Annotated in this window: 25 protein-coding genes, 1 tRNA gene and 1 riboswitch; of the genes, 3 read left to right on the top strand and 23 right to left on the bottom strand. The window is 40.8% G+C overall.

Annotation, left to right across the window (positions count from 1 at the left end):
- Positions 1-12: 12 nt before the first annotated feature.
- The 8 genes from ACZ9AO_RS06425 to queG all read right to left on the bottom strand — a co-directional run bounded on the left by ACZ9AO_RS06425 (position 13) and on the right by queG (position 7,679).
- Positions 13-1,020 (bottom strand): FecCD family ABC transporter permease, encoded by a 1,008-nt coding sequence (locus tag ACZ9AO_RS06425; protein ID WP_048689868.1) that lies wholly within the window; start codon positions 1,018-1,020, stop codon positions 13-15.
- Complete coding sequence (locus ACZ9AO_RS06420) at positions 1,017-2,027, bottom strand: FecCD family ABC transporter permease (RefSeq protein ID WP_063577251.1); 1,011 nt, start codon at positions 2,025-2,027, stop codon at positions 1,017-1,019. Before ACZ9AO_RS06420 ends, ACZ9AO_RS06425 begins: the two co-directional genes overlap by 4 nt.
- 67 nt (positions 2,028-2,094) lie before the next feature.
- Positions 2,095-3,015: an iron-hydroxamate ABC transporter substrate-binding protein gene (locus tag ACZ9AO_RS06415; protein ID WP_202315362.1), complete on the bottom strand. Its 921-nt coding sequence runs from the start codon at positions 3,013-3,015 to the stop codon at positions 2,095-2,097.
- A complete protein-coding gene (locus ACZ9AO_RS06410; protein ID WP_476108701.1) occupies positions 2,966-3,814 on the bottom strand; it encodes an ABC transporter ATP-binding protein in 849 nt (282 codons plus the stop codon). The genes ACZ9AO_RS06415 and ACZ9AO_RS06410 overlap by 50 nt, the downstream gene beginning before the upstream one ends.
- Positions 3,815-4,104: 290 nt before the next feature.
- Positions 4,105-4,854, bottom strand: coding sequence for an oxygen-insensitive NADPH nitroreductase (nfsA, locus tag ACZ9AO_RS06405; RefSeq protein WP_476108700.1), 750 nt, complete (start codon positions 4,852-4,854; stop codon positions 4,105-4,107).
- Positions 4,855-4,933: 79 nt separating this feature from the next.
- Positions 4,934-5,422: a tRNA (uridine(34)/cytosine(34)/5-carboxymethylaminomethyluridine(34)-2'-O)-methyltransferase TrmL gene (gene trmL, locus ACZ9AO_RS06400; protein WP_048689880.1), complete on the bottom strand. Its 489-nt coding sequence runs from the start codon at positions 5,420-5,422 to the stop codon at positions 4,934-4,936.
- A gap of 67 nt (positions 5,423-5,489) precedes the next feature.
- A complete protein-coding gene (locus tag ACZ9AO_RS06395) occupies positions 5,490-6,347 on the bottom strand; it encodes an amidase domain-containing protein (protein ID WP_476108699.1) in 858 nt (285 codons plus the stop codon).
- Between the two features lie 192 nt (positions 6,348-6,539).
- A complete protein-coding gene (gene queG, locus ACZ9AO_RS06390; protein WP_034315181.1) occupies positions 6,540-7,679 on the bottom strand; it encodes a tRNA epoxyqueuosine(34) reductase QueG in 1,140 nt (379 codons plus the stop codon).
- Between the two features lie 105 nt (positions 7,680-7,784).
- Here queG and ACZ9AO_RS06385 point away from each other — a divergent pair, with 105 nt between their 5' ends.
- On the top strand, positions 7,785-8,453 hold the full coding sequence (locus ACZ9AO_RS06385; protein ID WP_072272455.1) for a B3/B4 domain-containing protein: 669 nt from the start codon (positions 7,785-7,787) through the stop codon (positions 8,451-8,453).
- An 865-nt stretch (positions 8,454-9,318) separates the two neighbouring features.
- On the opposite strand, the gene ACZ9AO_RS06380 is transcribed toward ACZ9AO_RS06385, so the two are convergent.
- The 4 genes from ACZ9AO_RS06380 to mgtE form a co-directional block, all read right to left on the bottom strand.
- Positions 9,319-9,392 (bottom strand) — tRNA-Gly (locus tag ACZ9AO_RS06380).
- 192 nt (positions 9,393-9,584) lie between these two features.
- Positions 9,585-9,998 (bottom strand): YbjN domain-containing protein, encoded by a 414-nt coding sequence (locus ACZ9AO_RS06375; protein WP_251541101.1) that lies wholly within the window; start codon positions 9,996-9,998, stop codon positions 9,585-9,587.
- 436 nt (positions 9,999-10,434) lie between these two features.
- A complete protein-coding gene (locus ACZ9AO_RS06370) occupies positions 10,435-11,463 on the bottom strand; it encodes an NADP-dependent oxidoreductase (protein WP_048684398.1) in 1,029 nt (342 codons plus the stop codon).
- Positions 11,464-11,790: 327 nt separating this feature from the next.
- Positions 11,791-13,149 carry a magnesium transporter gene (gene mgtE / locus ACZ9AO_RS06365; RefSeq protein WP_176702821.1) on the bottom strand — a complete coding sequence of 453 codons (1,359 nt, stop codon included), beginning with the start codon at positions 13,147-13,149 and terminating at the stop codon, positions 11,791-11,793.
- A 267-nt stretch (positions 13,150-13,416) separates the two neighbouring features.
- A riboswitch (M-box (ykoK) riboswitch) is annotated at positions 13,417-13,582 on the bottom strand.
- A 282-nt stretch (positions 13,583-13,864) separates the two neighbouring features.
- On the opposite strand from mgtE, the gene ACZ9AO_RS06360 reads away from it, so the two are divergent.
- Positions 13,865-15,202, top strand: coding sequence for an alpha/beta hydrolase family protein (locus ACZ9AO_RS06360; protein ID WP_476108698.1), 1,338 nt, complete (start codon positions 13,865-13,867; stop codon positions 15,200-15,202).
- 1,140 nt (positions 15,203-16,342) lie between these two features.
- Entirely contained in the window at positions 16,343-16,471 is a 129-nt protein-coding gene (locus ACZ9AO_RS06355) for a hypothetical protein (protein ID WP_258832991.1), read from the top strand.
- 300 nt (positions 16,472-16,771) lie between these two features.
- Here the strand turns inward: ACZ9AO_RS06355 and ACZ9AO_RS06350 are convergent, their stop codons facing one another.
- The 11 genes from ACZ9AO_RS06350 to ACZ9AO_RS06300 form a co-directional block, all read right to left on the bottom strand.
- Positions 16,772-16,969, bottom strand: a complete 198-nt coding sequence (locus ACZ9AO_RS06350; RefSeq protein WP_375541181.1) for a hypothetical protein — start codon at positions 16,967-16,969, stop codon at positions 16,772-16,774.
- Between the two features lie 182 nt (positions 16,970-17,151).
- The gene (locus ACZ9AO_RS06345; RefSeq protein ID WP_476108697.1) at positions 17,152-17,832 is read right to left on the bottom strand and encodes an LbetaH domain-containing protein; all 681 of its coding nucleotides are present in this window, start codon (positions 17,830-17,832) and stop codon (positions 17,152-17,154) included.
- 377 nt (positions 17,833-18,209) lie between these two features.
- Entirely contained in the window at positions 18,210-18,386 is a 177-nt protein-coding gene (locus tag ACZ9AO_RS06340) for a YjcZ family sporulation protein (protein ID WP_476108696.1), read from the bottom strand.
- Positions 18,387-18,515: 129 nt separating this feature from the next.
- The gene (locus ACZ9AO_RS06335) at positions 18,516-18,953 is read right to left on the bottom strand and encodes a P-loop NTPase family protein (RefSeq protein ID WP_311293656.1); all 438 of its coding nucleotides are present in this window, start codon (positions 18,951-18,953) and stop codon (positions 18,516-18,518) included.
- A 29-nt stretch (positions 18,954-18,982) separates the two neighbouring features.
- Positions 18,983-20,041, bottom strand: coding sequence for an alkene reductase (locus ACZ9AO_RS06330; protein WP_375541179.1), 1,059 nt, complete (start codon positions 20,039-20,041; stop codon positions 18,983-18,985).
- Between the two features lie 191 nt (positions 20,042-20,232).
- Positions 20,233-21,660 carry an MDR family MFS transporter gene (locus tag ACZ9AO_RS06325; RefSeq protein WP_048689101.1) on the bottom strand — a complete coding sequence of 476 codons (1,428 nt, stop codon included), beginning with the start codon at positions 21,658-21,660 and terminating at the stop codon, positions 20,233-20,235.
- 61 nt (positions 21,661-21,721) lie between these two features.
- Positions 21,722-22,294: a TetR/AcrR family transcriptional regulator gene (locus tag ACZ9AO_RS06320; RefSeq protein ID WP_106026772.1), complete on the bottom strand. Its 573-nt coding sequence runs from the start codon at positions 22,292-22,294 to the stop codon at positions 21,722-21,724.
- A gap of 259 nt (positions 22,295-22,553) precedes the next feature.
- Positions 22,554-22,646, bottom strand: a complete 93-nt coding sequence (locus ACZ9AO_RS06315) for a putative holin-like toxin (RefSeq protein ID WP_220126990.1) — start codon at positions 22,644-22,646, stop codon at positions 22,554-22,556.
- Positions 22,647-22,797: 151 nt separating this feature from the next.
- The gene (locus ACZ9AO_RS06310) at positions 22,798-23,787 is read right to left on the bottom strand and encodes a D-2-hydroxyacid dehydrogenase (RefSeq protein ID WP_251541093.1); all 990 of its coding nucleotides are present in this window, start codon (positions 23,785-23,787) and stop codon (positions 22,798-22,800) included.
- Between the two features lie 89 nt (positions 23,788-23,876).
- Positions 23,877-24,638, bottom strand: coding sequence for a class II aldolase/adducin family protein (locus ACZ9AO_RS06305; RefSeq protein WP_251541091.1), 762 nt, complete (start codon positions 24,636-24,638; stop codon positions 23,877-23,879).
- Positions 24,639-24,682: 44 nt separating this feature from the next.
- On the bottom strand, positions 24,683-26,104 hold the full coding sequence (locus tag ACZ9AO_RS06300; RefSeq protein WP_251541090.1) for a sodium:solute symporter family protein: 1,422 nt from the start codon (positions 26,102-26,104) through the stop codon (positions 24,683-24,685).
- Positions 26,105-26,138: the final 34 nt, after the last annotated feature.

The raw sequence follows: 26,138 nt of genomic DNA, 5'->3' as shown, positions 1-26,138 counted from the left end.
TTTAGCCAGTTCTTATTTTTTCAACAATAAATACATGAAATAAGGAGCACCGATCAATGCAACCATGATACCTGCAGGGATCCCCTCGGGTTCAATTATATTACGGCCTATCGTATCGGCAAGCAGCAATAGCCATCCACCGATTAAAATGGCAACCGGAATGAATAGTTGATTTCGAGGTCCTACCAAGGATTTTGCTATATGCGGGGACATAAGTCCAATGAATGCAATTCCGCCTGTAACAGAAACGGCAGCCGCTGCCAGTGCTACAGCCGTGATCAGCAGTACGATCCGCTCCTTTTCAATCGATACACCGACCCCAATTGCGACCGGTTCACTTAAACCAAGCAGATTCAAACGATTTGCTTTATATAAAGTGAATGGAATGAGGATGATTAACCATGGAATGATTGCCCAAATGAAAGGCCAATCCGTGCCCCATATATTTCCTGCCAACCATTTTGCGATGAAATCGACCTTCGCTCGTTCCGCTGACGAAATGAGGACAATCATCAGGCCAGAAAGCGCCATTGAAAAACCTACGCCGATCAACACTAACCGGACGGGTTCAAGTCCACTCTTCCTCTTGTATGAGAGGATATATATTAAACAGGCCGTCAGTAACGCTCCGATAAAACCGACAAGCGGAACCATATAAACAAACGAACCAGCGTCAAGCGGGAAAAACAGAAAGAAAGCGGCAATGGCAACACCTGCTCCCGAGTTGATCCCGATGATTCCGGGATCGGCTAAATCATTTCGTGTGATCCCTTGTAGAATGGCTCCCGACAGTGCAAGGGCCATGCCTGCTAAAAGGGTGATGATGATTCGCGGTAAGCGGACGGAAAATAATATGAATTCCTCTTTAAACGTCCCTTGCCCGAAGAGCGTTGGAAACAGTCGTCCTATAGAAAGATTGGAATATCCCGAACACGTCCCTATAATGATCGTAATGATGATGAGTGCACTCAATGCACCTATTATCCAACGCTGTTTTTTGACTAAAGCTGACTGGATCATGAAAATGCTTTACCTCCTTTACGCACGATTAGGAGGAAGAAAGGTAAACCTATCATCGCAACAACCGCTACCACAGGTGTTTCATATGGAGAATTGATCGTACGGCCGATCGTATCGGCAAGCAGCATGAAAGTGGCTCCCAAAATTGCAGACATAGGGAGAATGAATCGATAATCCGTACCCACGATAGCCCGAACGATATGTGGAACCATTAACCCGATGAACACCATATTTCCGACAAGCGCAACGGCAGCCCCTGCCAGGAGAATGATGACCACGAAGAGAACAGCCTTTATTTGTGTTGTCTTTTGCCCTAAGCCTACGGCCACTTCTTCACTTAAGCTAAGTATGGTGAGCTGTCTGGAAAAGATAAGGGAGATCAGGATGCCTATTAGAATGAACGGAACGATTACACGAAGCTGCTCCCATGAAGTTCCGATATTCCCGCCAGCTGTCCACATCGATACATCTTTTGATACCTTGAAATATATGCCGACCCCTTGCGAAACGGCAAATAGGAATGCAGAGACTGCAGCACCAGCCAATACGATCCGCAAAGGTGAAAATCCTCCCTTTTTCATCGCACCGATTCCGAAAACCATGGTTGCCCCGACAGCGGAACCTATAAAACACGCAATCATGATCCCTAAATTATTAGCATTTGGAATGAAGGCCAAAGTGATGGCTAGACCTGCATTGGCTCCTGCCGTCAATCCAAGCAACCCGGGATCGGCAAGTGGATTCCTGGTCATTCCCTGCATGATGGCCCCAGAAACGGCAAGCGCTGCACCCACAAAGATTGCCCCCACTTCACGAGGGAAGCGGATTTCCCGAATGATTGAAATCTTTTCACCGACAGCATTTGATGTCAGTGCTTGCCAAACGTCTTTAACGGTAACATCAGCCGCACCAAAGGCCATTGAAATAATGAACATGCCTATAAAGGCGACGATCGCTATGATCAGTTTACTTATAAATGGGATGAAACGTTGATTTTCATTAGTCATCTGTCTCTCTCATCTCTTTTTTTATAGAATAAAAGGAGAGGAATTGGAATCCCTCTCCCTCGCTGTATTATTTTCCAAGAAAACTTTTGGAAAAGAAGTCTAATTGGTAATCTAATGTTATTGGATCATTGAAGTAGAATTTTTTTGCATCAGCTTCATATAGTTTATTGTTTTTAACGGCAGGTATGTTTTTAAACGTGTCAGTTTGTTGGAATGAATTGTCCTGATCTTTGTTATTGCTCAAAATCACATAATCACCGGCATAGTCTTTAAGAACTTCTAATGATAAGGCAAAGTAACCATCTTTCAGCGCCACTTCTTTTACCTTTTCAGGCATACCCAATTTCATTTCTTGATAAAGGATTTCCGTTCCACGGCCCCAATTATCACCGTATACATAGAACTGTTTGTCAAACTTTTCGAAAACGGAAACGGTAGCATCTTCTCCAATTTTGGCTTTAATTTCATCACCGGTTGTTTTTGCCCGTTTTTTGAAATCATCCACCCATGCTTGAGCTTCTTTTTCTTTATTCAAAAGTTTACCGATTTCTACATGTTGTGTTAAATAGTCAACTTTTCCGTATGTATATGTTACAGTTGGAGCAATTTCCTTTAATTTATCGACATTTTTAATCGTCGATAAACCAATGATTAAATCCGGATTCAACTCGATGATTTTTTCCAGGTTTTCGTCCGTCACTTCTTCCACATCTTTTAACTCTTTAAAATTCGGGTTCATTTTAGACCAGGAATCAACCCCTACAAGGTTAACATCCAAAGCCATTACGTTACCTGCGAAAGATGATAGTACTAAAACACGCTGAGGATCTGCCGGAACTTCAACAGGACCATTTTCAGATTGATAGGTGATGGTACCTGATTTTTCCTTTTTGGAAGCGGAGCTTTTTTCCTTTTCGGCTGACTCGTTACCACAAGCACTAATAATTAACACTAACAGCAGTATAAACGGGATCAATATTTTTTTCATTTGTTGTCAAATCTCCTTTTAGTAAATTGTATGTGCTGCACATTGGTTTGTTCGTTCGTTGATCTCGTCCGATTACCGCATCAATATGGAATACTTCCTTAAGAACTTCATGAGTGATGACTTCTTCACAATCTCCTGCTTTGACTATTTCCCCGTCCTTTAAGGCAATGATATAGTCGGCAAAGCGAGCAGCTTGGTTTAAATCATGAAGAACCATGACAATTGTACGTCCCTGTTCTACATTCAGCCTCTGTAATAATTCCAGAACCTCCAGCTGATGGGCCATATCCAAATAGGTGGTCGGCTCATCAAGGAAGATGATTTCCGTTTCCTGGGCAAGGGCCATCGCAATCCAAACACGCTGGCGCTGACCTCCTGACAGAGCATCCACGGGACGGAACTTGAAGTCTTTCGTGCCGGTCACTTCAAGTGCCCAATCAATCACATCATAGTCTTTCTGGGTCAGGCGCCCAAAACCTTTTTGATAGGGAAAGCGCCCATATGATACGAGCTCCCCAACCGTCAATCCGCTTGCACTCTCGGGTGTCTGCGGAAGTATGGCCATTTTTCTTGCAAGGATCTTAGTGCTTTCTTTTGAGATATTAACCCCATCTAAAAGAACCGTACCTGATTGATTTGGAATGATTCTGGTGATCGCTTTTAAAAGTGTCGATTTCCCACATCCATTTGAACCGATGATCGTTGTGATTTTTTTATCTGGAATTTCCACACTGAGATCTTTTACAATTAAACGTTCACCATAACCAATATTCAAATCCTCTGTATATAGGCGAACCATTTTTTAACCTCCATTTACTGAAAAATAGGTAAGTAAAAACTCAAATGAAAATGATTATCATTATCCACTACTTAATTACTATAATTCTATCTAAATATATTGTCAATGGTAATTTCATGGGCATATAAGAAGAAATTCTGACAGCATTTTGGGGGCCGGTCCGTATTACCGACAGACAAATGAACACAGTAAAGATCCCGGAAATGTTTCCGGGATCTTTACTGTTTGGCTCATACTCAGGAATTTGGAAGATGTCCCTTATGGGAAGGGCAATAAGCCATTTTCATCAATCAATGTTTCTTAAATCCTTGCTTCTCAACATAATCTTTCATGTACAACCTGCTTTTCTTTCCAAGCATTCCAGCCATTTGCTCGGTCCAGGTGTCTTTTCGTTTACCTTCAGTACGACGCTCGTAATAACTGGAAATCGTTTCATTATACTCTTCAAGTTGTCCGATGAACTCTTGCTTAACTTCCTGATATCCATTTTCATGATAAATATTGGACAGCGGCAAACGCGGCTTTTTATCCGAACGGTTTTTCGGATATCCGACCGCTAGAGCGAATAATGGTATAACGCGATGCGGTATATTCAATATTGCAGACACTTCTGGGAGATTATTGCGGATCCCGCCTATATAGCAAATGCCAAGATCCATCGATTCTGCTGCCAATGCCGCATTTTGAGCCGCAAGAGCAGCATCAATACAGGCAACCATGAATTTCTCCGTACTTTCAATTGATTCGGACAGGTCAGTGTTTTCCATTTCGGAAACCATATCCTGACGATATAAATCGGCGCAAAAGACGAATAGATGTCCATTCTTCTCTACATATGATTGTGGTCCGGCAAGTTCAGCAAGCTTGGCTTTCTTTTCCGGATCGGTTACCCCTATGATTGAATACGCTTGAATATAACTTGAAGTCGATGCCGCTTGGGCACATTCCACAATCGTATTGATTTGCTCCCCAGACAATAACTTGTCCTCAAAAGAACGTATGGAACGGTGATCTAAAATCTTCTCAATAATGTTATTCAATGCTCCCACCCCTAAAGAATATGTAAAGTATCCATCATCGGGGCTGAAATAATGCCCCCGATGACAGTATTGATGAAACTCAACCTTTTGTTTTCAAATCCAATTCACGGTAATTTTGCTGTCTAAGTGCTTCATAAACCAAGATGGCTGCCGTGTTCGACAGATTAAGGGAACGTACTTTATCCGTCATTGGAATCCGCAGGCACCGATCCATATTTTCTTGGATCAGATCTTTCGGGAGACCCGTCGTTTCACGGCCAAAAATGAAAAATATCTCACTGTCTTGATCACTGTAATCAAAGCTCGAATGTGGCTGCTCCCCGAATTTCGTCAAGTAATAAAATTCACCGCCGGCGTTTCTTTCAAAAAACTCTTCTAACGAATCATAATAATGGATCTTTACATTCTCCCAGTAATCGAGCCCGGCCCGTTTGAGCTGTTTGTCATCCGTCGAGAAACCGAGCGGGCGAATGAGATGTAAAGACGTATCCGTCCCTGCACATGTTCTTGCGATATTTCCTGTATTTGCTGGAATCTGTGGTTGATATAAAACTACATGTATTGACACTTCATTTTCACCTCTAGTTTGAACTTCACCTTAATTATAGCATTAAACAAAAAAGACTAAAAACCAATCACCTTCCATCCAAAATCACAAAGAATTTATAAACGATGTTCGGTGTATATCTGGTTGAATCCTCATACGTCCAATATCGGTGACGGCTGTTCATCGTATGTGCATTCACAAGCGGCATCCCGTCCTGATCCTTCGCCGTTACAATCAAGTTATGGTCAAACCGTCCGTCCCCTTCGAAATCTATGCAGAGGATATCGCCCAAATTCAATTCCTTGGCCGACTCCACCTGCTTTGTCCTGATGGCATTCCCGGCTTTAAGCAGATGATATAAAGAATGGGCTGTCGTCCATGTATAACTCCAGCTTTTCCCCCTTATCCACCAGCCCTTATTTTTATTTGGCGCCCCCCACATCGGTATTCCCCCTGCATGTAAACATTGTGAAATGTAATTCGTACAATCATCGGTGAATTTATAATAAGCCGGATTGAATTCATTCCACCAACGCTCGGCATATTGAACGGCCTTCATTCGATCATACTTATATGCGAGACGATCTGCTCCTGGATCACATTTTGGCGGTGCCTCTTCGGTTTCAAAGCTGGGAATCAACTCAATTTCATCCACTATATACCCATTTCGAAACCGTGCCTCCCTTTCCTCCATTTCTTCTTCTATATAAAATGAATCTTCCTGTTTCAATAAATATTGCAGATGGACATGATAGGTCAGGACTGTATCCCTTTCTTCCTTTCTCTTCGAATGTACCTTGCCTGCCGCATTCACCCGAACAATTTCGGCAGCGCGGTTCCTCATCATTTCCTTCTTCAAATGTAACTTCCTTTCACCCCGTTCCAGATCATCTGAAGTATAAAACTCCACTCTTTCTTGTAAAAGGCGTTGCAATTGTTCCCTCAAGTTCATGCCCTCCTTCTTACCATCTATGCTAATGTGTATGTACGAGGGCATGGACAAAAACACAACTTCATAAATGCGGGAGTTTCAATCCTTACCCATAATGAAACTTTTTAGATTTTCCTTGAAGCTGCCGGAATATCTTAAGCAAAAAAGCCGCCCCGTTATATTTACGAGGCGGCTGCATTTTAAATATTATTTTGTTTCCAAGGTAAACTGCAGTCCTTTCTCAATTTCCGCCAATACCTCTTCATCCTTTTCCTTCATTCGAGCTTCTTCCAATGCGGAAACAGCCTGCTCCCGGCCAATTTTCCCAACTGCCCAGGCAGCCGTCCCCCTGATGACGGGCCGCGGATCATTCTTCATGACCTGTATCAATAGAGGCAATGCCGTTTCATCTTTGAAATGGGCCAATGCTAAAATGGCATTTCGTTGGATTGGTTTTTTACCGCGCCAAGAGCCAGATACATGGCCGTATGTCTCTTTGAAGTCCCGATTTGAAATCGTAAGCAGGGGTTTTAACAGCGGTTTCGCCAGCTCGGGGTCGGGTTCCATCTCTTCATGAAAATGAAAATCCATTCCTTTGTTTTTCGGACAAACGGTCTGGCATGTATCACATCCATACAAACGATTGCCTATTTTCGTCCTGAACTCATCCGGAAGGAAACCTTTTGTCTGTGTCAAGAACGCAATGCAACGCTTGGAATTTAGCTGCCCGCCCTGAACGAGCGCTCCAGTCGGGCAAACATCGACACATTTATTGCATGTCCCGCATTGATCTTCCATCGGTTGATCCGGTTCAAATGGCAGGTTGGTTATCATGTCTCCCAAGTATACATAAGACCCGAATTCCGGTGTGATGATCATACTGTTTTTTGCACTCCAGCCAATACCTGCTCGCTCAGCCACTGCCCTATCCGATAACTCACCCGTATCAACCATGGACTTCATCATTGCCCCTGGCACTTTATCTTTAATGAAATTCTCAAGTAACTGCAATTTATTACGGAGAACGGTATGATAATCCGTTCCCCAAGACGCCCGGCAAAAGATCCCGCGGCGTTCACTTTTTGTACTTTGCGGAGCATCCTTCAATTTCGAAGGATAAGCAAGCGCAATCGAAATGATGGATTGCGGTTTATCGAATATCAATTCAGGCCTTACCCTTTTTTCTATATCGGCTTCTTCAAACCCTGACTGGTAATCCAGTTCCTGTTGACGTATCAGCCGACCTTTCAGTTCGGTGAAAGCCGTAGCCGATGTAAAGCCGATTTTATCGATGCCGATTTCCTTACTATATAAAATCACTTCTTGCTTGAATGAGTTCATATCCATATTAATCACCTACGTTCATTCATTATTCCCATTGAAGTTTGAATCCATTTCAAACCATTGCTATCTATGATAAACTAATTGCAATCATTTTTGGAGGTGAAACGGTTGGAAATTACTGTATCAGCTAATCTTAGCAGTAAAATCCCTGAATTCAAAGTCGGGGTCATTACATATGAAAACATCGAAGTCGGTCCCTCCCCGCAAATGGTGAAAGGAAGACTTCAACTATTTCAGGAAGCTCTTTTCTTCGACCTTGAAGAAAAGGAATTGACCGACTTTTCCGGCATTAAAGTGTGGCGGGAAATTTTCAAGGCTACAGGAACGAACCCGTCACGGTATCGTCCCTCCGTGGAAGCCCTTTACCGTCGAGTAAAAAAACAGAATTACTTGACACCCATCCATTCGGCCATCGATTTGAATAACTTCTTCTCACTGTTATATGAAGTTCCGATCGGCATTTATGATGCTGAAAAATTAACAGGAGACATCTCAATTAAGATTGGCGAGGGGTCAGATGGGTATGACGGTTTGAACGGCCGCTTGAATTCCATGGAAAATATGATTACCTCAGCCGATCATGCTGGCGCATTCGGAAGTCCTTACGTTGATTCAGAACGCACGAAAGTCACCGAAGAAACGAAAAAAGCTATCCAAATCATTTATTTACAACCCAATACTCCAATCACGGAAGCAGATCAGCTGACGAAATCCCTGATGGACATGTTCCTTGAAATCCATGGTGGTGAAGGGACTTACTCGATTGTAGAAGGATAATTAAAAATTGAACGAAATTAAACCCTTTCCACAATCGGAAGGGGTTTTTTATGATTTTTCCAATTAATAAAACCAGTCCTCTAGTATCCTTTTATTCAACCGATCGATCCCTACCAAAAAGGCAATAAAGATCACTGGAATTTAAGAGCATAAAGGATCACAAAGTCTTAAACTTGATTTGGGATGAATCTAGCCTACGGACTATTCTTAAATTACATTCCAGTTGATTCCAGAAACCCGCTCCCTCTCCGCCGACTGTCTGCCAAGCCTCCTCGACGTAAACGTCTCCGGGGTCTCGACTAGCCAGTTACTCGGCTGGAGTGTCGCAAATTTCTTCCATCCTTTAAGGGTTACTGTAAAAAAAACTCTAGGATCACCTCGTCTTAAACTTGGTTCAGGTGTGTCCAGCCTACTGTTTTTCTGAAATCTCATTTCAGTCGATTCCAGAAACCCGCTCCCTCTCCGCCGACTGTCTGCCAAGCCTCCTCGACGTAAACGTCTCCGGGGTCTCGGCTAGCCGGTTTACAATGGTTACTTTCTGCCTTTCGATTGATAATAATCGATGCTACATAAGCCTGGCACGCCTTTCTCTTCCCCATTAACAAAAAAAGCACAAACTTAGTCAAACTGATTCTACTAACGTAGTTAATCAAATTGACTACGTTTGTGGTGCATCGAAATCCCCACACTCCCGGATGAAGGATAATCAAAAATTAAAGTCCATTTTTCGGGTATGACATACTGTATTACCGCTTCGACGAAATGCAAAAAAAAATCCTACTGTAAACAGTAGAATTCTTGTAATAATATTTAAACGCAAAGCTTCGTTCTCCAGGTAACGAAACCCTACGTTATGAGTATGTATTGGAGCGGGTGAAGGGAATCGAACCCTCATCATCAGCTTGGAAGGCTGAGGTTTTACCACTAAACTACACCCGCATATTCTTGTAGAAGTTTGTCGAATTACCAATCAACAAAATTAATTATATAGTCTAATGTGAAAAAATGCAATAGTTCTTTTTAAAAAAAATTAATAATTAGCGTATTGTAAAATTAATATATTCATTCACTCTAGTAAAAATGTTAAAAAGTCCCCTGATTGAAGAGAACTTTTTCATCCTATATGGTGATTTAAGACCAAATGACTTCCATTAACCGCGGATAAACCTGCTGTGCCGTTTCAAGCAGCATGATTAACTTCCTGAACGCCAGATCCGGTACGATATCACCCTCAATGGAGTATGAATACCGAATGGAAATGGTCCCATTTTCCTCATACAGCTTAGAATACCTAAAATTAGCATTATATTCATTCAATAGTGTATGTATTTCCTGTTTCTTTTCAGGATTCTTCAACTCGGCGACGTTAAAGCAAAATAAGTCCGCCACATTTTCATCTTGATTGAAAGCAAATACTAAAAGGACCTTCCAGCCATCCTTTAACTTTTGCTCAGCCCTAAAAAAGGTGGTGCCATCTTCATTCAACTCATTCATATAGATTTTCTCACTACTTAAAAAATCACGAAATTTAGCAACGTTTGACATGGTTCATCACCTTTCTCTTTGTAATTACATTTTATAATGAAAACTGGCATTTTTACAGACTTTTCTATAAACCTACCAATTTCATCCTATTAATAAGGCCGAATAATCACTCATTTAAAGAAAGGGAGTCAAATATGAACTCCCATAATAGGATCAATTAGATTGATTAGCCAGTTGCTGCTCCGCAAAACTGAAGCGCATCTTGCAGGTCCAAAATTCCCTGGCGGATTTTTGAGTATCCTTCAAAGGGTATATATGTCGCAAGCACAAAGCAATATCCTTCATATGGATCAAAAGATACCACTAAAGGTAAAAAGGATCATATTTTAACTTGAAAGGAAAACGGCCTTTCCCCGATTGAAATCGAAAAAAGGCACTTTTGTATAGGCTTAAAAATCACAACGAAGGACCTTCCTCAGCTTTAATTCCATAAAACTTATAGTTGAGCGAATTCGGGTTCCGCAACTTTTACAAGCTGTTTTCCGAGGTTCGTTCCTTTAAACAAACCTAAAAATGCATCCGGTGTGTTTTCGAACCCTTCAATAATCGTTTCTTCATACTTCAGCTTTCCTTCTTGAAGCCACTTACCTAATTCCGTAGCACCCTCCTGGAATCTAGCGGCATAATTTCCAACTGTGAAACCTTTCATTAGTGCACTGGTTTTGATCATTGCCGATTGCAGACGCGGTCCTAGATCTTTTCCTTCCGCGTTATATGAGGAAATCGCCCCGCATAATGGAATTCGGGCATTCGCATTCAAAAGTGTAAAAACAGCATCGGACACCTCGCCGCCCACATTATCGAAATAAACATCGACTCCATCAGGAACAGCATTGGCTAAATCTGTTGCAAAACTATCACTTTTATAATTTACGGCTCCATCAAATCCGAGCTCTTTCGTTAAATACTCAAGTTTTTCATCTGAACCAGCGATGCCAACAACCTTCGCACCTTTAATCTTAGCAATTTGTCCGACTACTGAACCGACTGCTCCAGCCGCTCCTGAAACGACTACCGTTTCACCTTCTTGAGGTTTACCAATATCAAGCAAACCAAAGTAAGCAGTTAAACCGGTCATTCCAAGAATCCCTAAATGAGTTGTGACCGGAGCCACCTTGGGATCAATCACACGGATTTCCTTTTCAGTGACAACTGTGTATTCTGCCCAGTCGATATTCCCAACAACGACATCCCCTTGTTTGAAGGAATTCGATTTGGACTCAACAACTTCGGCAACAACGCCGCCCGTGATGACCTTATTCAATTCAAATGGAGCAATATATGATTTGGTATCTTGCATTCTGCCACGCATGTATGGATCGACAGATAAATATAGTGTACGTACTAAAATCTCATTATCCTTCGGTGTGGGAACTTCACTTTCAACAAAGTTAAAATCCCCTTTCGAAGGCATACCTTTCGGACGGTTTGCCAGGGTGATTATTTGTTGTTTGGTTTGTGTCATCATTGTTCCTCCTTGGTTTGAATACGTAATTTCGAAAAGAAGCGTATCACTGATGAAGTTCATAGGTCAAAGAATATGATTGGCTATCGCTTCCATAACACTATTTATGTAGCCTTTCCTGAAAACCTCAAACTTGCTACAGCCTATTATGTCCAATGTTTTTCATTTCGATAAACGGTTCGCTCACCAGAAAAATTAAACGGCCTTTCCCCGATTGAATACCGGGAAAAGGCCGCAGCCTGAAATAATCTATTTTTAATGTCTGCTTGGCAGGGTTACTGCCCCTTCTTCTTATTAACCAGTTTTATGAACTAATTCGTGGATAGTCTACATCAATTTTGAAATGAACATCGTTGCCATTCCAAAGTAAATAAGTAACGAGAGTATATCATTCAGTGTTGTAATTAGCGGACCAGAAGCAACTGCGGGATCGATGTTGAATTTATATAATATCAAAGGAATAATGGTCCCAGCTAAAGTCCCGATAATCAGGGTCATCACCAACGAACTTCCAACCACTAATCCCAGAACGGGATTTCCCTGCCAAACATAAGCTATGATGGAAATTAATATTCCGCAGGTGATGCCTATTATCAAGCCAACTTTCAGTTCCCGTATAATGAGCCTGGTCACGACTCCTTTATCCGTATCACTAGTGATTAGACCCCTTACAACAACGGCTAAAGATTGAGTACCTGTATTTCCAGTCATCCCTGCGATCATCGGCATAAAGAAGGCAAGTGCAACAACTTTGGACAAGGTTTCTTCAAAACCGCTTATAATGGTTCCAGACACTAATCCGATAAATAAAAGCAAAATAAGCCAGGGCAGCCGACGATACGCGGCCACGTGCGCCTTCGTGTCAAAGTCTATAGCTTTACCGGATGCAGATAATTTTTCAATATCTTCATTCGCTTCCTTAATGACAACATCAATAATATCATCGACGGTTACAATTCCTAATAACTCATTATTTTTTTCAACTACTGGAATTGCTAAAAAATCATATCGCTCAATAACACGAGCTACCTCTTCTTGGTCTTCATATGCGGATACGGAGATAACCCGGCTGTACATAATATCTTGAATTTTTTCAGATTCATCATTTATTATTAAATCCCGATATGAGACAACACCTACTAATTTTTTATCATTATCTATTACATAAAGATAGTTGATCGTTTCCGAAAACTCCGCAAAGATTTTCAGTTTTTCAACTGATTCACGCACCGAATAATGTTGGGGGATCCATACAAAACGGTTTGTCATGATTCGCCCTGCCGTTTCAGGGGGGTAATTCATGATATTTTGAACGATTTTTGATTCTTCTTGTTTCATGCCAGAAAGAAGTTCTTCGATTTTTCCAGGGGATAGGTCCTCTAACAATGAAGCTAGATCATCATTATCCATTAAATCCATTACATGGCCGGATTTCTCTATTCCCAATTTACTAAGAATTTTTAATTGATGGACTTTCTCAACTTCTTGAATCAGTTCAGCGATTTGTTCTGAATCGAGTAACAACAAGAAGCGTGTATGGTGTTTTTCTGGGAGCCCTTCAAAAATTCGCGCAATGTCATATGGTTGGAGTTCTTCCAATATCGCTTGAAATTCTTTCTTTTTTCCTTCTTTTAATACCTTTATGATTTGTAAAGTCATTTGATCTTCCGTCAGGACTTTTATCATCTTGTCTCTCACTCCTTTTTAGGGGAGCCAAAAAATATTTCCCTTAAATATTAAGAATAAAAAAAATATTATTATTCCCCTTCCAAAATCTTGTTTCCATTCACGAATATGTCGTCGTGAATAGTTCTCCAAATCCCTCACCTCCAAGAAAAAATAAAAACACCTCCATTACAAATGAAGGTGTTAAATACGGTATATATGCGTACATTGTCTGGATGACAAATACAAACAGCCTTATATGACTGAATGACAAATACAAGCATAAATCCAGTTCCTCCATTCGTAGAGCTTTAGCACTGTGTGGCATAGGACAAAGCCAGCTACATTAAAAACCACCTTATGTCGATGGTTTCTGTTGACCCATTGGCGTCTTTCGACATTTTTGGGCAGTAGCGTATCTCCTACACAGGAGCCTCACCTAACGAGGATATTTAATTTACACATTCACTCTAAAAGAGTTTCTTTTAGATGTCAATAATTGATTCAAATCATTCTAATTTTGACCTGGTTTTCCGACCTCAGATGAAACAACACCGACTTTTGCGCCCGGATTAAGAAGGTGATTGAATGTCCCTACCTCTTCAAAAAAGATAAAAGTGTGGAAAAACAAACGGACACAAGGGGAAATATTGGAATTTTATATTAAAAATTCCTTATAATGAAGACGGATATCCAATGACTGAGTCTAATTATTTTAAGAAAGGGACTGGCTCAAATGAAAAGACTTTTGTCGATTATATGTATTATCGTAAGTGCTGCTTTATTAATGGCAGGTTGCAGAACCAAGGACGAGGTACAGGTGGAAGAGAAATCGAAGGAAGTGAGCTCATTGAATGCTATTGAAGGCAGATGGGAAGGAGATATTAAGATCCCCAATCAACCGCTTCCAATCATTGTTCATTTTACAAAGAAAGATGGAACGATAAGTATTCCTGTACAAGGGTTGAACGAATTCCCCTTAACAAGTGTAAGGTTAAGTGAATCAGACTTGTTTTTTGATATGAAAATCCAAAATCAGCAAATTACGTTTGATGGGAAAGTAAATCAGGATAAGATTTCAGGAACATTTGTTCAAAAAGGGCAAGCCTTCCCCTTTGAATTGCTCAAGAAATCCAATCAGGCAGTTGAAGAAAAAGAATCAGGTGAAATCGTGCAGGCCGACTTAAAGAACGGAACCATTAAAGGCCTTTTAGAAACACCAAAACATGAAGGGCCTTTTCCTGTGATGATTATAATTGCGGGTTCCGGGCCGACCGATAAAGATGGTAACACCATTGCAACTCCCGGAAAAAATAATAGTTTGAAAATGTTAGCCGAAAGTCTTGCAGAAAAAGGGATTGTAAGCATCAGGTATGATAAGCGCGGAATTGGTGAAAATATGCAATTGGCAGGAAAAGAAGAGGACCTGAGATTTGAACAGTATATTGATGATGCAGCTGCCTGGGTCCAATTTGCCAAAAAGGATGGCCGTTTTTCCAAAGTCGGCATCATCGGCCATAGCGAAGGCTCTTTAATTGGAATGGCAGCCGCAAAGAAAACAGAAACAGACATATTCATTTCATTGGCGGGTGCAGGGGAACCTATTGACCAAGTTCTCATGAAACAGCTTGAAGAGCAGCTTACACCGTCGTTATTAACGGAATCCAAAGATATACTGGCAAAGCTAAAACAAGGAAAACAAGTCGAGACTGTCAGTGCTGATCTGCAAAGTGTATTCCGCCCCTCTGTTCAACCTTACATGATTTCTTGGATTCAATATAACCCGCTAGAATCAGTAAAGGAACTGAATATCCCTGTTCTAATCGTAAACGGCAATAGAGACATTCAAGTGCCCGCAACTAATGCAAAAGCGTTACATGAGGAAAAAAGCGATTCAGAATTACTTATAATCGAAAAGATGAATCATGTATTGAAAGAAGCCCCTGCAGATCGAGCAGGGAATTTAGCAACCTATACAAATCCTGAACTGCCATTATCCTCTGGATTGGTGAGTGGAATCATTGAATTTTTAAACAAAAATGACATCACCAGTAAAAATAAAAATACCAATTGAGAATTGTGTCTCCCCCGGGTTTGCAAAGATCACTCAAATGATTCTCGTGCCTTCAATACTAGGGTGAATAATCTTTTTAGGTTATATCATCTTAGCCCTGGTTATCCCATAAGTGTTTGTATTACTAAAAGAAATGAAGATCATTAAGAACTTGAATTGAATAGTTTATTGGATGAGTTAAAAGCATTTTAAATAAATTCTATAGGGTTCTATCTAAAAATTAAAACATAGTTGATTGGAACGGAAGGTGCGAGACTCCTGCGGGAAAAGCGCGTCCAGGGGAGACCCCGCAGGCGCAAGCCGAGGAGGCTCCCCGACCGCCCGCGGAAAGCGGTGCCTGAAGTGGAAATCAACGTCCAAATTTGTACAAGCCTAAATCATTTTTTGTCATTTCCATAATAGCAAGCTAAATATATTCTACCGAGGCGTTTATTGAGCCAAGTAAAAAAGCCCTCCTTCATATACATGGCATCAGTTGGCCATGTGAACGATCCTGTTTCAATAAAATCGTACATCCAGAAAAACAATGGCAGGTAATCTAACAAAGAGGAAGATTTTGTATAAATTCATTAGTATAATTGATGAAATTACAATAAGAAAGGAAAGATCACTCATGCATGCTTTAAAAAAGAATGCCACATGTATCCTTGAAATCAGTTATCTGTATATACTGTTCTTTTTTTCAGAGCTACAAACTACTACTGCAAGCTTTTTAAAAATAAAGTAAGAATTATGTAATTAAAACCTCTTGAATGAACTATGTTAAAAGATCCTCAAGTTTTCGAACATTCCCTTACGATTATTTTATCTTCATAATTAGCACTTTCAACCATCATAACAGCCAATTTGTGCGCCTTGTCTGTGCAAGATCCCCCAAAGGCGAAATGACAATTCCCCATACTGGTTCCAGATTGATAAACTGGATGCCCGACAAGCGTTTTAAGACATTAACTCAGTCCTCTGTAACCCCATAGGGCTGAGCTTTTTTCAACAGGTAATGATTATTCTACCTCTCCCCCCTACTTAGCTACCTTACTAGCCGTGAATGAAAAATATTACAAAGTTGTTCCTTTCAGTGAGAAACATAAGTTCTCCAAAAAGGGACAAACTGTATTTGAAAAAAGAAAGGAGATGTGAGACATGACAAAAAAATTCAATAAAGGCAGCCGTAACCAAAATTCGCCGCAATTACACGGACAAACCCCTGTTAGTGGGGACAACAGCAAAGGAAATAAAAGAAATAAAGATCAGAGCTCTAAATCAGAGTAACTAAATGAAACAAACCGGTCATATTCAGACCGGTTTGTTTCATTTGCAGGCACTCTATTGTTAAAAAGAACAATTCTCAAAGGTACCCTTCAAAAAAGGGCGATCATTGAATTATCCTGTGTCCACTGGACCAACTTTGATTCCAAAAAGCCCAATTCTTTAAAAGCGTTCCAAACTGTAAATGGAGTGCTGCAAAACTGCCCCCAGGAAAGTTTTAATTGGAAGGAATTCGTGTTACATATTTATACCGGAAGTGAATGTAAAAAATCATGTTGAGTTAGCTATTTGATTCTTTTTGCATTAGATCTTCTGCTCTAGTGTTGATGTCTCCAAATCATCAGTATCTTGATGAGTATAAGTAAAGTTTTTTGTCATCAAACTGACCACCACTAAAACAACAATGTTAACAAATAGGGCGATAATACCCACATTCAGGTCTTTTATTGCTTGAGGAAGATAAGGAAATAGTTGACTGATCTTTATGTTCCCTAGTTCCATGATGCTCCTCCTTTTATAATCCCGGCAAATGCTCCATCTCTTTAAATTGCAAACAACTTTTATTCGGAACATCTCCTCTTTTGTACGATTATAATGTCCGCCCATTACAATAAAAAAGCTGCCTCAATGACAGCTTCGCATTTCTAGAATCCTCTACGAACGACCCGATCCAGCCATACTTATCACTGGTCATAGGCAAATCCGCAGGAGCAACGATTTTTCCCAAATAACAGGTGATAAGATGCGGGGAATTCATGATTGACTCGTTGAACTTCATGTGCAAATTCCTTACTATCTTTAGGTACTGTTGAAAGTGCATCCGCTTTTTCTTGTGAATCAATATGAGCTCCTGGCGGTACAAACCTACCAGGTGGTATTCGAACGCCATTTGTTACTACTGCATTATAAGAAATAAATGCGCCTCTTCCTACAATTGCAGTATAAACAATGGAATTAAAACTAACAAATACCTTATCTGCAATATAACAAGGCCCATGGACAATCGCACCATGAGCAATGGTCACTTCATTTCCAATGAATATTGAATAGCCATTTGTCCCAACTAAAATCCTTTTATTGAATAATCCATGTAAAATTACTCCGTCCTGTATATTTGAATTGGATCCTATATAAAAAGGAGTTCCTTCATCCGCACGTATACTTACATTAGGCGCTACATAGACATTGTTACGAATGGTAACATCACCTATGACACTGGAAAACTGACTAACAAATGCTGTTTTATCAATTTTAGGAAAGCGTTGAACAGGATTTAATGAAGTAATGGGGTTGGGGCTTATAAATGCTTCAAAACAGTGAGATTGGTTATTAGAAGAGGCGTTTGAGCCTTTTTTTTCACCCAAGCAATTACCTCCCTCACAATCTATCGGGCTTAATCATTTTATGCAGGAAGATGGGTGGAGAATGGGCTATCATTCAGATATCCATCCCTTTCCTACAGTACAGACGATAGATTTTTTTAGTTTTTGCCTTGGTATAGAAATAGATATTTCGCGTGTTAGTAACTAAGGATAATACCTATCGATCCTGTTATGCACCTGCCAGTTTGTAAATCAACCAAAAGAATCACGAGGTTCTTCGCCACTGAGGATCTAAAACGTGAAATATACCACAATCAATACAGATATCAATGGAATTAAAAAGAATGACCCCTGTTTAAACAAAGATCATCCTCCTTAAATTAGCCTTATTTACTCTGTTCGTTACAGCGGGTGAGCTTTTAGCAGAAACCGCCATATCCTTGGACCTCGCCATTACCGCTACCATAACAAGTAGCTCCAACAATGATTAAGAGTATAAACAATACGACTATAAAAGCGAAACCTCCACCAAATCCACCAACACCGTTATCAGAATCACAATTTGATTGATGACCACAATTTGACAATAGAAACATCTTCTTATTTGTTTTAAGGAGGAATTAATTAAATGGGTTCCTTTACTTTATATTCTAATTGGGATATTGGCACAATAATCTCACCGGAAACCGAATTTCATTTACGTGTTTACCAAGAACGTCGAGGTGTTACTTTTTTAACATATAAATTTTACGAGGTCTTCCCCGAGGTGAAAGGCAAACACGGAGAGGAAGTTCTAAATAAATAATCGTATCGGCTAGCTCCGAACGTAGGTTAAAAGAATGACTATAGTTGCCTTCCATGATCCATTTGTGATGACTCGATACTTCCTTTTGAGCAGAAATAAAATCCTCTAAAGGAGCCTCCACCCAGCCAGGTTTCCAGTAGAATATATCCAAATGATATACTTCGATATTCAAATGATCTCCAAGCCTTCTTGCAAAAGTAGATTTTCCGACACCCGCGGACACTCCGATAACCATGATACGTTCCATTGATATACCATCCACTCCCCCTTTTATGTTCATAAGAAAAGGCGACCCTTCTTGAAGAAGAATCGCTTCAGTCATAGAAACGGAAGTATGGGTACTGCATTGTCCTGTCATGAACAAGCCTGCCTTTTATCTTATCGCTATTAAATCAGTTGCCCTAAATGTTTCTTTGCCTCGTAATCAACAAGTCCTTCATCCTTCTTAATTCGTGCCAGATAATCCGGGTTGGCGATAAGCGGACGTCCAATCGCCGCAATATCAATGATGCCTTTTTCCAGTGCGGCTTCTGCTGTTTCGGGATCAAGCCCCCCCACACCGACTATGATTCCATCCCAATGGCTGCGTACCAATTCATGCATGGTCAATCCTCTTGCAATCGGTTTGGTAAATTCCATCGTGGATGGGTGAATCATTTTGACTCCTGTTTCATTGAACGCTTCAATAAATGTTTGGATCGCTTTTTCAGGGTCTTCCCACATATAAGACGGCTGGTCAATTTTCAAAGCCGAGAAACGAATAAGGGTACGTTCCGCTCCAACCGTATCAATAACTGCTTTTAGCACTTCCTTCATAAATGTCAGACGCTGTTTTAAATCACCACCGTACCGATCGGTCCTTTTATTGGAAGAGTCAGAATTGAACTGGTCAATTAAGTAGCCGTGTGCACCATGAATTTCTACGCCGTCAAAGCCAGCATCCATTGCATTCTTTGCAGCTTGTTTATATTGGTCCACAACTTCAGCAATATCCGTCTCTGTCATTTCTTCAGGAATGCCAAAAGGTTTGCCGAATCGTGAAACCTTACCTTCCGCAGCGATAGGTGACGGGGCCTGCGGAGGAAGTCCTCCTGCAATTTCATGGTGGCTTGCACGGCCCACATGCCAGATTTGCGCAATAATCGTTCCGCCTTCTGCGTGTACTGCTTCCGTTACTTTTTTCCACCCGTCGATTTGCTCTTGAGTATATATTCCGGGAACCCCAGGATTGCCCTTTGCTCTTGGTGAAATCACTACACCTTCAGTAATGATGAGTCCGATTCCATCTTGAGCCCGCTTTCGGTAATATTCTACGGTCAGGTCATTCACAACACCAGTTTCGTTATCGGCAAACGACCGAGTCATAGGAGCCATTGCCGTTCTTGTTTTTAAGTTCCATGCACCTATTGTTACAGGTTCAAACATTTTGGTTTTTATTGTTTTCATTTGAGTTCCTCCTGTTAACCGCTTTACCTGAGCTGAATTTTAGTAACTTTCATTGTGTAAGATTATCCGATAATTGGTTAATTTTCAAATAATTTACTCTGACTTTTTCGCTTTTGATGAAATATGGTAATAAAGACCAGCAAAAAAAGCCAGACAGAGAAACTCCATTCCCTGCTGGCTAATTTATCTTATTAGTCTCGTGCTGTTCTGATAAAAAACGATACGATCAAACCAATGATTGCAAGGACAAGGCCGAAAATAAAGGCATCTTGAACGCCTGCAGTCAATGAACCGCTAATGGCAGATGGATCGAACGGATCTTCTGCATTTGCCATATAATTTTTTTGGGATGCTGACATGATCGTAATGGCAACGGTTGTACCGATGGCCCCCGATACTTGTTGCAATGTATTCATTAGAGCCGTTCCATCCGGATAAAGATTTTTTGGCAGTTGATTCAGGCCATTTGTCTGGGCCGGCATCATGACCATCGAAACACCAATCATAAGGAGGGAATGCATGACGATTACCATTATGATCGTCGTTTCAGTCGTTACGTTCGTCAAAGTCCATAACATGACAATCATAATTATGAAGCCTGGAACCACTAACCCTCTTGGACCAAACTTATCAAAAATGCGCCCCGTAACCGGAGACATGATACCATTAAGCACTCCACCCGGCAATAGTACCAGCCCAGCAGAAAACGCAGCTAATGCAAGCCCGGTTTGCAGGTATAACGGTAAGAGAATCATGGATGACATGATGACCATGAAGGTGATGAAGACTGTTATTAACCCTAACGTGAACATCGGGTATTTAAAAACGCGCAAGTCAATCATCGGTTTATCCATATTGAATTGCCTCACAGCAAACAGGAATAACGCTATAAGTCCAACAATAATCGAGGATAAAACGATCGCATTGCTCCATCCTTGCTCTCCGACAATACTAAAGCCATAAACAATTCCCCCAAAACCAATGGTCGATAAAATAATGGATGGTACATCGATTTTAGGTTTGGTGATTATTGAAACGTTTTGCATATACTTGAGACCGAATAGTAAAGCGATCACAAAGAACGGCAAAGACACCCAGAAAATGTAGTTCCATTTTAGATTTTCAATAATCAAGCCTGAAACTGTCGGTCCGATGGCTGGGGCAAACATGATCACCAGCCCCATCAATCCCATCGTCGCTCCCCTTTTATGAATAGGGAAAATCAATAAAATGGTATTGAACATGAGAGGCAATAAAAGACCCGTTCCGATTGCCTGGATGACACGGGCTAGCATCAAGATGCCGAACCCGGGTGCAATTGCTGCAATGAGCGTCCCAATGATGGAGAACACCATTGAGGCAATGAATAATTGACGAGTATTGAACCACTGAATCAAGAGTCCCGAAACGGGAACCAGTATCCCCAATGTCAATAGGTAACCCGTTGTTAGCCATTGCACGGTTGAAGGACTGACATTGAATTCTTGAATTAGATCCCCCAGCGCCATGTTTAATGCCGTCTCGCTGAATAACCCGATGAACCCTGCAATTAAAAATGCAATTAATATAGGGGTCGTCCTAATGACTGGGTTTTGTTGCTGTGTTGCATCTGCTGACATAAAATAATTCCTCCAATTACTAACTGTTCGACCTAAGCTTAAGATAATTTTTCCGCATGACTTATTTATTTATCAGCAATAATGGTATCTGTTCCGCAATGGCTTGGAGAGGTTCCCCGTTTTTCGCCGTTAAGGATAAAAGGATACCGCCTTCAATCAAAGCATTAATTACGATACTCAATTCTTTTGCCCGTTTCTCACTGAAGTCCGCTTCGAGTAATTTCTTCACATAAATGGATTGCCAATCTTCCATCGCTTCTTGACAGGCCATTCTTATCTGCTCACTCGTCGTATATGTTTCCGCTGCAATCGTCCCGATTGGCAGTCCTAATAGATTTTCACTATGACCAAAAACCTCGGATAAATGAAAAATATGAGACTGAATGGCTTTAATAGGGTCTTCAATTTCATCAAACCCCCGTTTAATTTCATCTATCACGAATTCTTTTGTATGAATAATCGCCTCGATCGCCAATTCTTCTTTGCCTTTCGGAAAATAATGATACAGCGAACCTTTTGGGATACCACTTTCCTCAATAATGTCCTTAAGCCCCACACCGTAATATCCACGTATACGAAAAAGTCTGGAAGCAGCTTCAATAAGAATGTCTTTCGAGTTTCGTTTCTCTGCCATAGCTGGATCACTCCTTGTAATTATATCAACCGGTCTATTAGATACTATACTTGTATATCATTGTTTTGTCAAAGATGAAACTTATGTATGCATGGAATATCGATTAAAACTCATTGGAAACAAAACAAAAAAGAACACCTCATAATGGTGTTCTCTGCAAGTTTAAAAAATCGAGAAAATCAATACCTTCTTTAAACAACCCGGAATTTTTTAAAACGCTTCCATTATTAATCATACACATCGTCCTGCCTCAATATTATCAAGGATTCTTGTCATGATTTTTGAAATCAAGAATAGCAATTACAAACATGCCAAAGCTTAGCATCAGGGAAATAACTTCGAAAGTACCCATTCATACATCGCCTCCTTATATCCAGCTTTTCCTGATCAGAGATTGTCCTATACAAGAAAAAGATGAAGCAGCGGCTTTTAAACAAAAATAAGCAAACCCAATCAGGGTCTGCCCTTGTCATTTGAATTTCTTTTCAAAAGACGGATTGCTGTTAATAACCAAGTTTTTTTTCTACAACGTTCATTAGGGGTTTACCGTCAGAAAAAAGCTTTAAATTTCTCAGGAATAATTCCATCACGCGGTCTAGGTGCTTGGAAGAGTTGTAAGCATTATGTGGGGAAACCATGACATTTTCCAGCTGCCAGAAAGGGTGTTCCTTAGGTAAAGGTTCTACTTCAAACACATCCAGAGCCGCTCCTGCTATGTGCCCATTGCTCAAGGAATGAATTAAATCTTCATCCACAATCGTATTACCTCGGCCGACATTAATTACATAGCTGCCTTTTTTCATTTTATTTAAGCGTTCTTTATTAAAAAAGTATGAAGTATCTTTTGTAAACGGAAGGGCCAAGACGACAAAGTCGGACCTGGAAAGGACATCATCCACTTGATCCATTCCCATTATCAAATCAGCAGGTTCATATTCTGTGTTCCTCTTGGAGGGGTTCCGACGGCACCCAATAACGGTCATACCCAGTGCTTTACATCTCTTTGCTATCTCATAGCCAATATCACCATACCCAATTATCCCCACTGTCGCATTTTCAAGATCTTTCACTGGAATTTCAACCCACGTTTTGTTTATTTGATTTCTGATCATTGTCGGTACGCCTCTTGCTAACGAAGATAGCATCGCAATTGTATGCTCGGCTATCGGGACAGATGTGCAGCCTTTGACATTGGTGATGATGACATCGCTGTTTTTTATATCTTCATTCAGCATGGCCTCCACTCCAGCACTGTCTGAATGGACCCATTTAATCTTTGGAGCTTTTTTTATAATGTTAAGATTATCATGAAGCCCCAGAGTATATAGGACATCAAACTTTGTTAAATCAACCGTTGGCTGTGGTTCGGGTTCGCCGAATTCCCATGGCTCGACAACAACTTCTGAACAAATCTCCTTAAACTGATTGATGTATTTTTCCGGTATATTGACCCTGATATAAAGTGAAGGTGCTGTTTTCTTAGAAGCGGACATTATAAAACCTCCTCAAGAACCTACGATTCCTTTTTCCCTCTTTTACGGGAAGGCAATTAGTTGGGATTATACCATGCCGTGCTTCATGGTCACTTCAAGAAATCTGGTTGCTCTTTTCTGATCCTTTCCCACAGAGGCTGGAAACTCAGCCATCCCTCATATTCCGTTCCCGTTTGTTCTGCAGTCAATTTTGCATACTCTTCTTCTATAAAAATCGGCTTACCTACAGATTCAGCCATTATCTGCGCTTGACATGAACGTTCCATCGTTATGAACCACCAAGCAGCTGAATCTACAGATTGTCCGACCGTTAACAATCCATGATTGCGGAGGATGACAGCTTTGAATTGACCTAAAGCCTTAGCGATGCGTTTACCTTCTTCGGATGCATAAACCACACCTGTAAAATCATCAAATAATGCATGATCATTGTAAAATTGGCAGGCATCTTGCGTAATCGGATCTAACAGTCTCCCTAAGGAAGACCATGTCTTTCCATAGACCGAATGAGCATGTGCCGCTGCAATCGCATCCGGCCGCGCTTTATGAATTTCAGAATGAATGGCAAAGGCTGCACCATTAACTGAATGTTCACCCTCTACAATATCACCTTTATGATTAACCAATATAAGATCCGAAACGGAAATTTGACTAAAATGCATCCCAAACGGATTGACCCAGAAATGGTCTGTATATTTAGGATCACGGACCGTAATATGGCCTGCTATCCCTTCATCGAAACCAAACTTTGAAAAAAGGCGGAATGAAGCTGCCAAACGTTCCTTCCGGTGATTGCGTTCTTCTTCCATTGTATTGAATGTTGCGGGTTGCAGGGAAATTGTCTTTGTCATTTTTCTTTCCTCCTCGATTCTTTTTCCTCATTTTTTGCCTACCATCAATTAGCCATGGTGTCCATGTCCGCTTTATCCTTTACATCTTGCTTTACCTCATTATTGGGGCTGAGGAAAGTAAGGGTAGTGATGACGACAAAACTAGTAGCGAGTCCGTATAGAATGGGTTGAGTGGAGGAAGGTCCATTAATGACCAATCCAACAATAATAACGATCATGCTAGCTAGAATGGAGTAGAATGCCGCTGTAGCCGTGACTCTTTTCCAAAAGAAACCAAGGATGATCGGAAAGAACACCGCACCGGATAAAATTGCGTAAGCTACATCCAATGCAACTAAAATATCTTGAATCCATATCGAAACGATTATGGTCAATACACCAATCGTTAAAGTTGTAATTCGGGATGTTTTTAAAAATTGTCGTTCACTCATTTTTGGCCCAATATATTTTTTAATGATGTCATTAACAACTAAAGTGGACGAAGCAAGCAAAGTACCTGAAGCTGTGGACATTAGGGCAGATACCACACTCGCAATGACAACCCCCAATAAACCAGCAGGTAAAGTTACCATCGCTATACTGGTAAATGCATTTTGGGGATCGCCTAAATCAGGAAGGATAATAAAGGCGCACATTCCAATGATACTGATTGCAATCGCATAAAAAACACTATATAACCCCGCTCCAATCGTTCCGCCACGAGAAACAGCTTTGGTTCGTGCGGTGAATAAACGCTGCCAAATATCTTGGCCAACAACTACCCCGAGGGTAAATAATAGGAAATATTGAAAAATCGTCTCTCCGCCAATATTTCCTAACTCAAAATGTGATGCCGGGAGATTTCCTTTAAGAGAGCCCCACCCTCCTGCCTTAGAGATGCTCATCGGAAGCATGATAAAGAAAATACCGATCGTCATGATGACGAATTGCACGACATCAGTCATGGTGACTGACCACATACCTCCTAATATTGTATAAAATAAAACGATTCCGCCCCCGACTATCATGGAAACCGTTAAATTCCAACCAGCCAAAACATGTAAAATTGTCCCCATCCCTATCACTTGCGTTACAGTCAGCATGAATGTATAGATAACAGAGACAAGGGCACTGATCAATCTTGTCTGAGAGTTGTAGCGCTTCTCAAGCATTTCACTGATCGTCAATACTTTTAAATTAAATATCTTATTTGTTAAAAACAGCCCAATAGCGATAATGCCGAGCCCGATCATCACCACTAGCCAAATACCGGATATCCCAAACTGATAACCTAACTTTGCTGTTCCTAGAGTGGAAGCCCCCCCTAATATAACAGCAGCTAAACAGGATAAATACATAAAATGACCCAGATTGCGTCCTGCCACAATGAAATCATCTGCTGTTTTTGCCCGTTTGGATCCGATTACTCCCACAATGATTAAAACAGAAAAATATAGAATCATGATCGATATATCCAAAATATGCATGTACACATCTCCTTTTGGGCTTGTATTGTTCTTA

This window comes from Peribacillus sp. TE19612, assembly GCF_056279465.1.
The sequence above is the reverse complement of the archived record's forward strand: the minus strand, read 5'-3'. Positions and strand labels throughout refer to the sequence as shown.

Coding starts and splice junctions, on each gene's coding strand:
- ACZ9AO_RS06315 (WP_220126990.1), bottom strand. CDS start 22,646: ATGGGTACTTTCGAAGTTATTTCCCTGATGCTAAGCTTTGGCATGTTT.
- ACZ9AO_RS06310 (WP_251541093.1), bottom strand. CDS start 23,787: ATGTCCGCTTCTAAGAAAACAGCACCTTCACTTTATATCAGGGTCAAT.
- ACZ9AO_RS06355 (WP_258832991.1), top strand. CDS start 16,343: ATGACAAAAAAATTCAATAAAGGCAGCCGTAACCAAAATTCGCCGCAA.
- ACZ9AO_RS06305 (WP_251541091.1), bottom strand. CDS start 24,638: ATGACAAAGACAATTTCCCTGCAACCCGCAACATTCAATACAATGGAA.
- queG (WP_034315181.1), bottom strand. CDS start 7,679: ATGGATATGAACTCATTCAAGCAAGAAGTGATTTTATATAGTAAGGAA.
- ACZ9AO_RS06330 (WP_375541179.1), bottom strand. CDS start 20,041: ATGAAAACAATAAAAACCAAAATGTTTGAACCTGTAACAATAGGTGCA.
- ACZ9AO_RS06375 (WP_251541101.1), bottom strand. CDS start 9,998: ATGTCAAACGTTGCTAAATTTCGTGATTTTTTAAGTAGTGAGAAAATC.
- ACZ9AO_RS06335 (WP_311293656.1), bottom strand. CDS start 18,953: ATGACAGGACAATGCAGTACCCATACTTCCGTTTCTATGACTGAAGCG.
- ACZ9AO_RS06360 (WP_476108698.1), top strand. CDS start 13,865: ATGAAAAGACTTTTGTCGATTATATGTATTATCGTAAGTGCTGCTTTA.
- mgtE (WP_176702821.1), bottom strand. CDS start 13,149: ATGATAAAAGTCCTGACGGAAGATCAAATGACTTTACAAATCATAAAG.
- ACZ9AO_RS06325 (WP_048689101.1), bottom strand. CDS start 21,660: ATGTCAGCAGATGCAACACAGCAACAAAACCCAGTCATTAGGACGACC.
- ACZ9AO_RS06300 (WP_251541090.1), bottom strand. CDS start 26,104: ATGCATATTTTGGATATATCGATCATGATTCTATATTTTTCTGTTTTA.
- ACZ9AO_RS06420 (WP_063577251.1), bottom strand. CDS start 2,027: ATGACTAATGAAAATCAACGTTTCATCCCATTTATAAGTAAACTGATC.
- ACZ9AO_RS06425 (WP_048689868.1), bottom strand. CDS start 1,020: ATGATCCAGTCAGCTTTAGTCAAAAAACAGCGTTGGATAATAGGTGCA.
- ACZ9AO_RS06370 (WP_048684398.1), bottom strand. CDS start 11,463: ATGACACAAACCAAACAACAAATAATCACCCTGGCAAACCGTCCGAAA.
- ACZ9AO_RS06415 (WP_202315362.1), bottom strand. CDS start 3,015: ATGAAAAAAATATTGATCCCGTTTATACTGCTGTTAGTGTTAATTATT.
- ACZ9AO_RS06410 (WP_476108701.1), bottom strand. CDS start 3,814: ATGGTTCGCCTATATACAGAGGATTTGAATATTGGTTATGGTGAACGT.
- ACZ9AO_RS06340 (WP_476108696.1), bottom strand. CDS start 18,386: ATGTTTCTATTGTCAAATTGTGGTCATCAATCAAATTGTGATTCTGAT.
- ACZ9AO_RS06320 (WP_106026772.1), bottom strand. CDS start 22,294: ATGGCAGAGAAACGAAACTCGAAAGACATTCTTATTGAAGCTGCTTCC.
- ACZ9AO_RS06350 (WP_375541181.1), bottom strand. CDS start 16,969: ATGGAACTAGGGAACATAAAGATCAGTCAACTATTTCCTTATCTTCCT.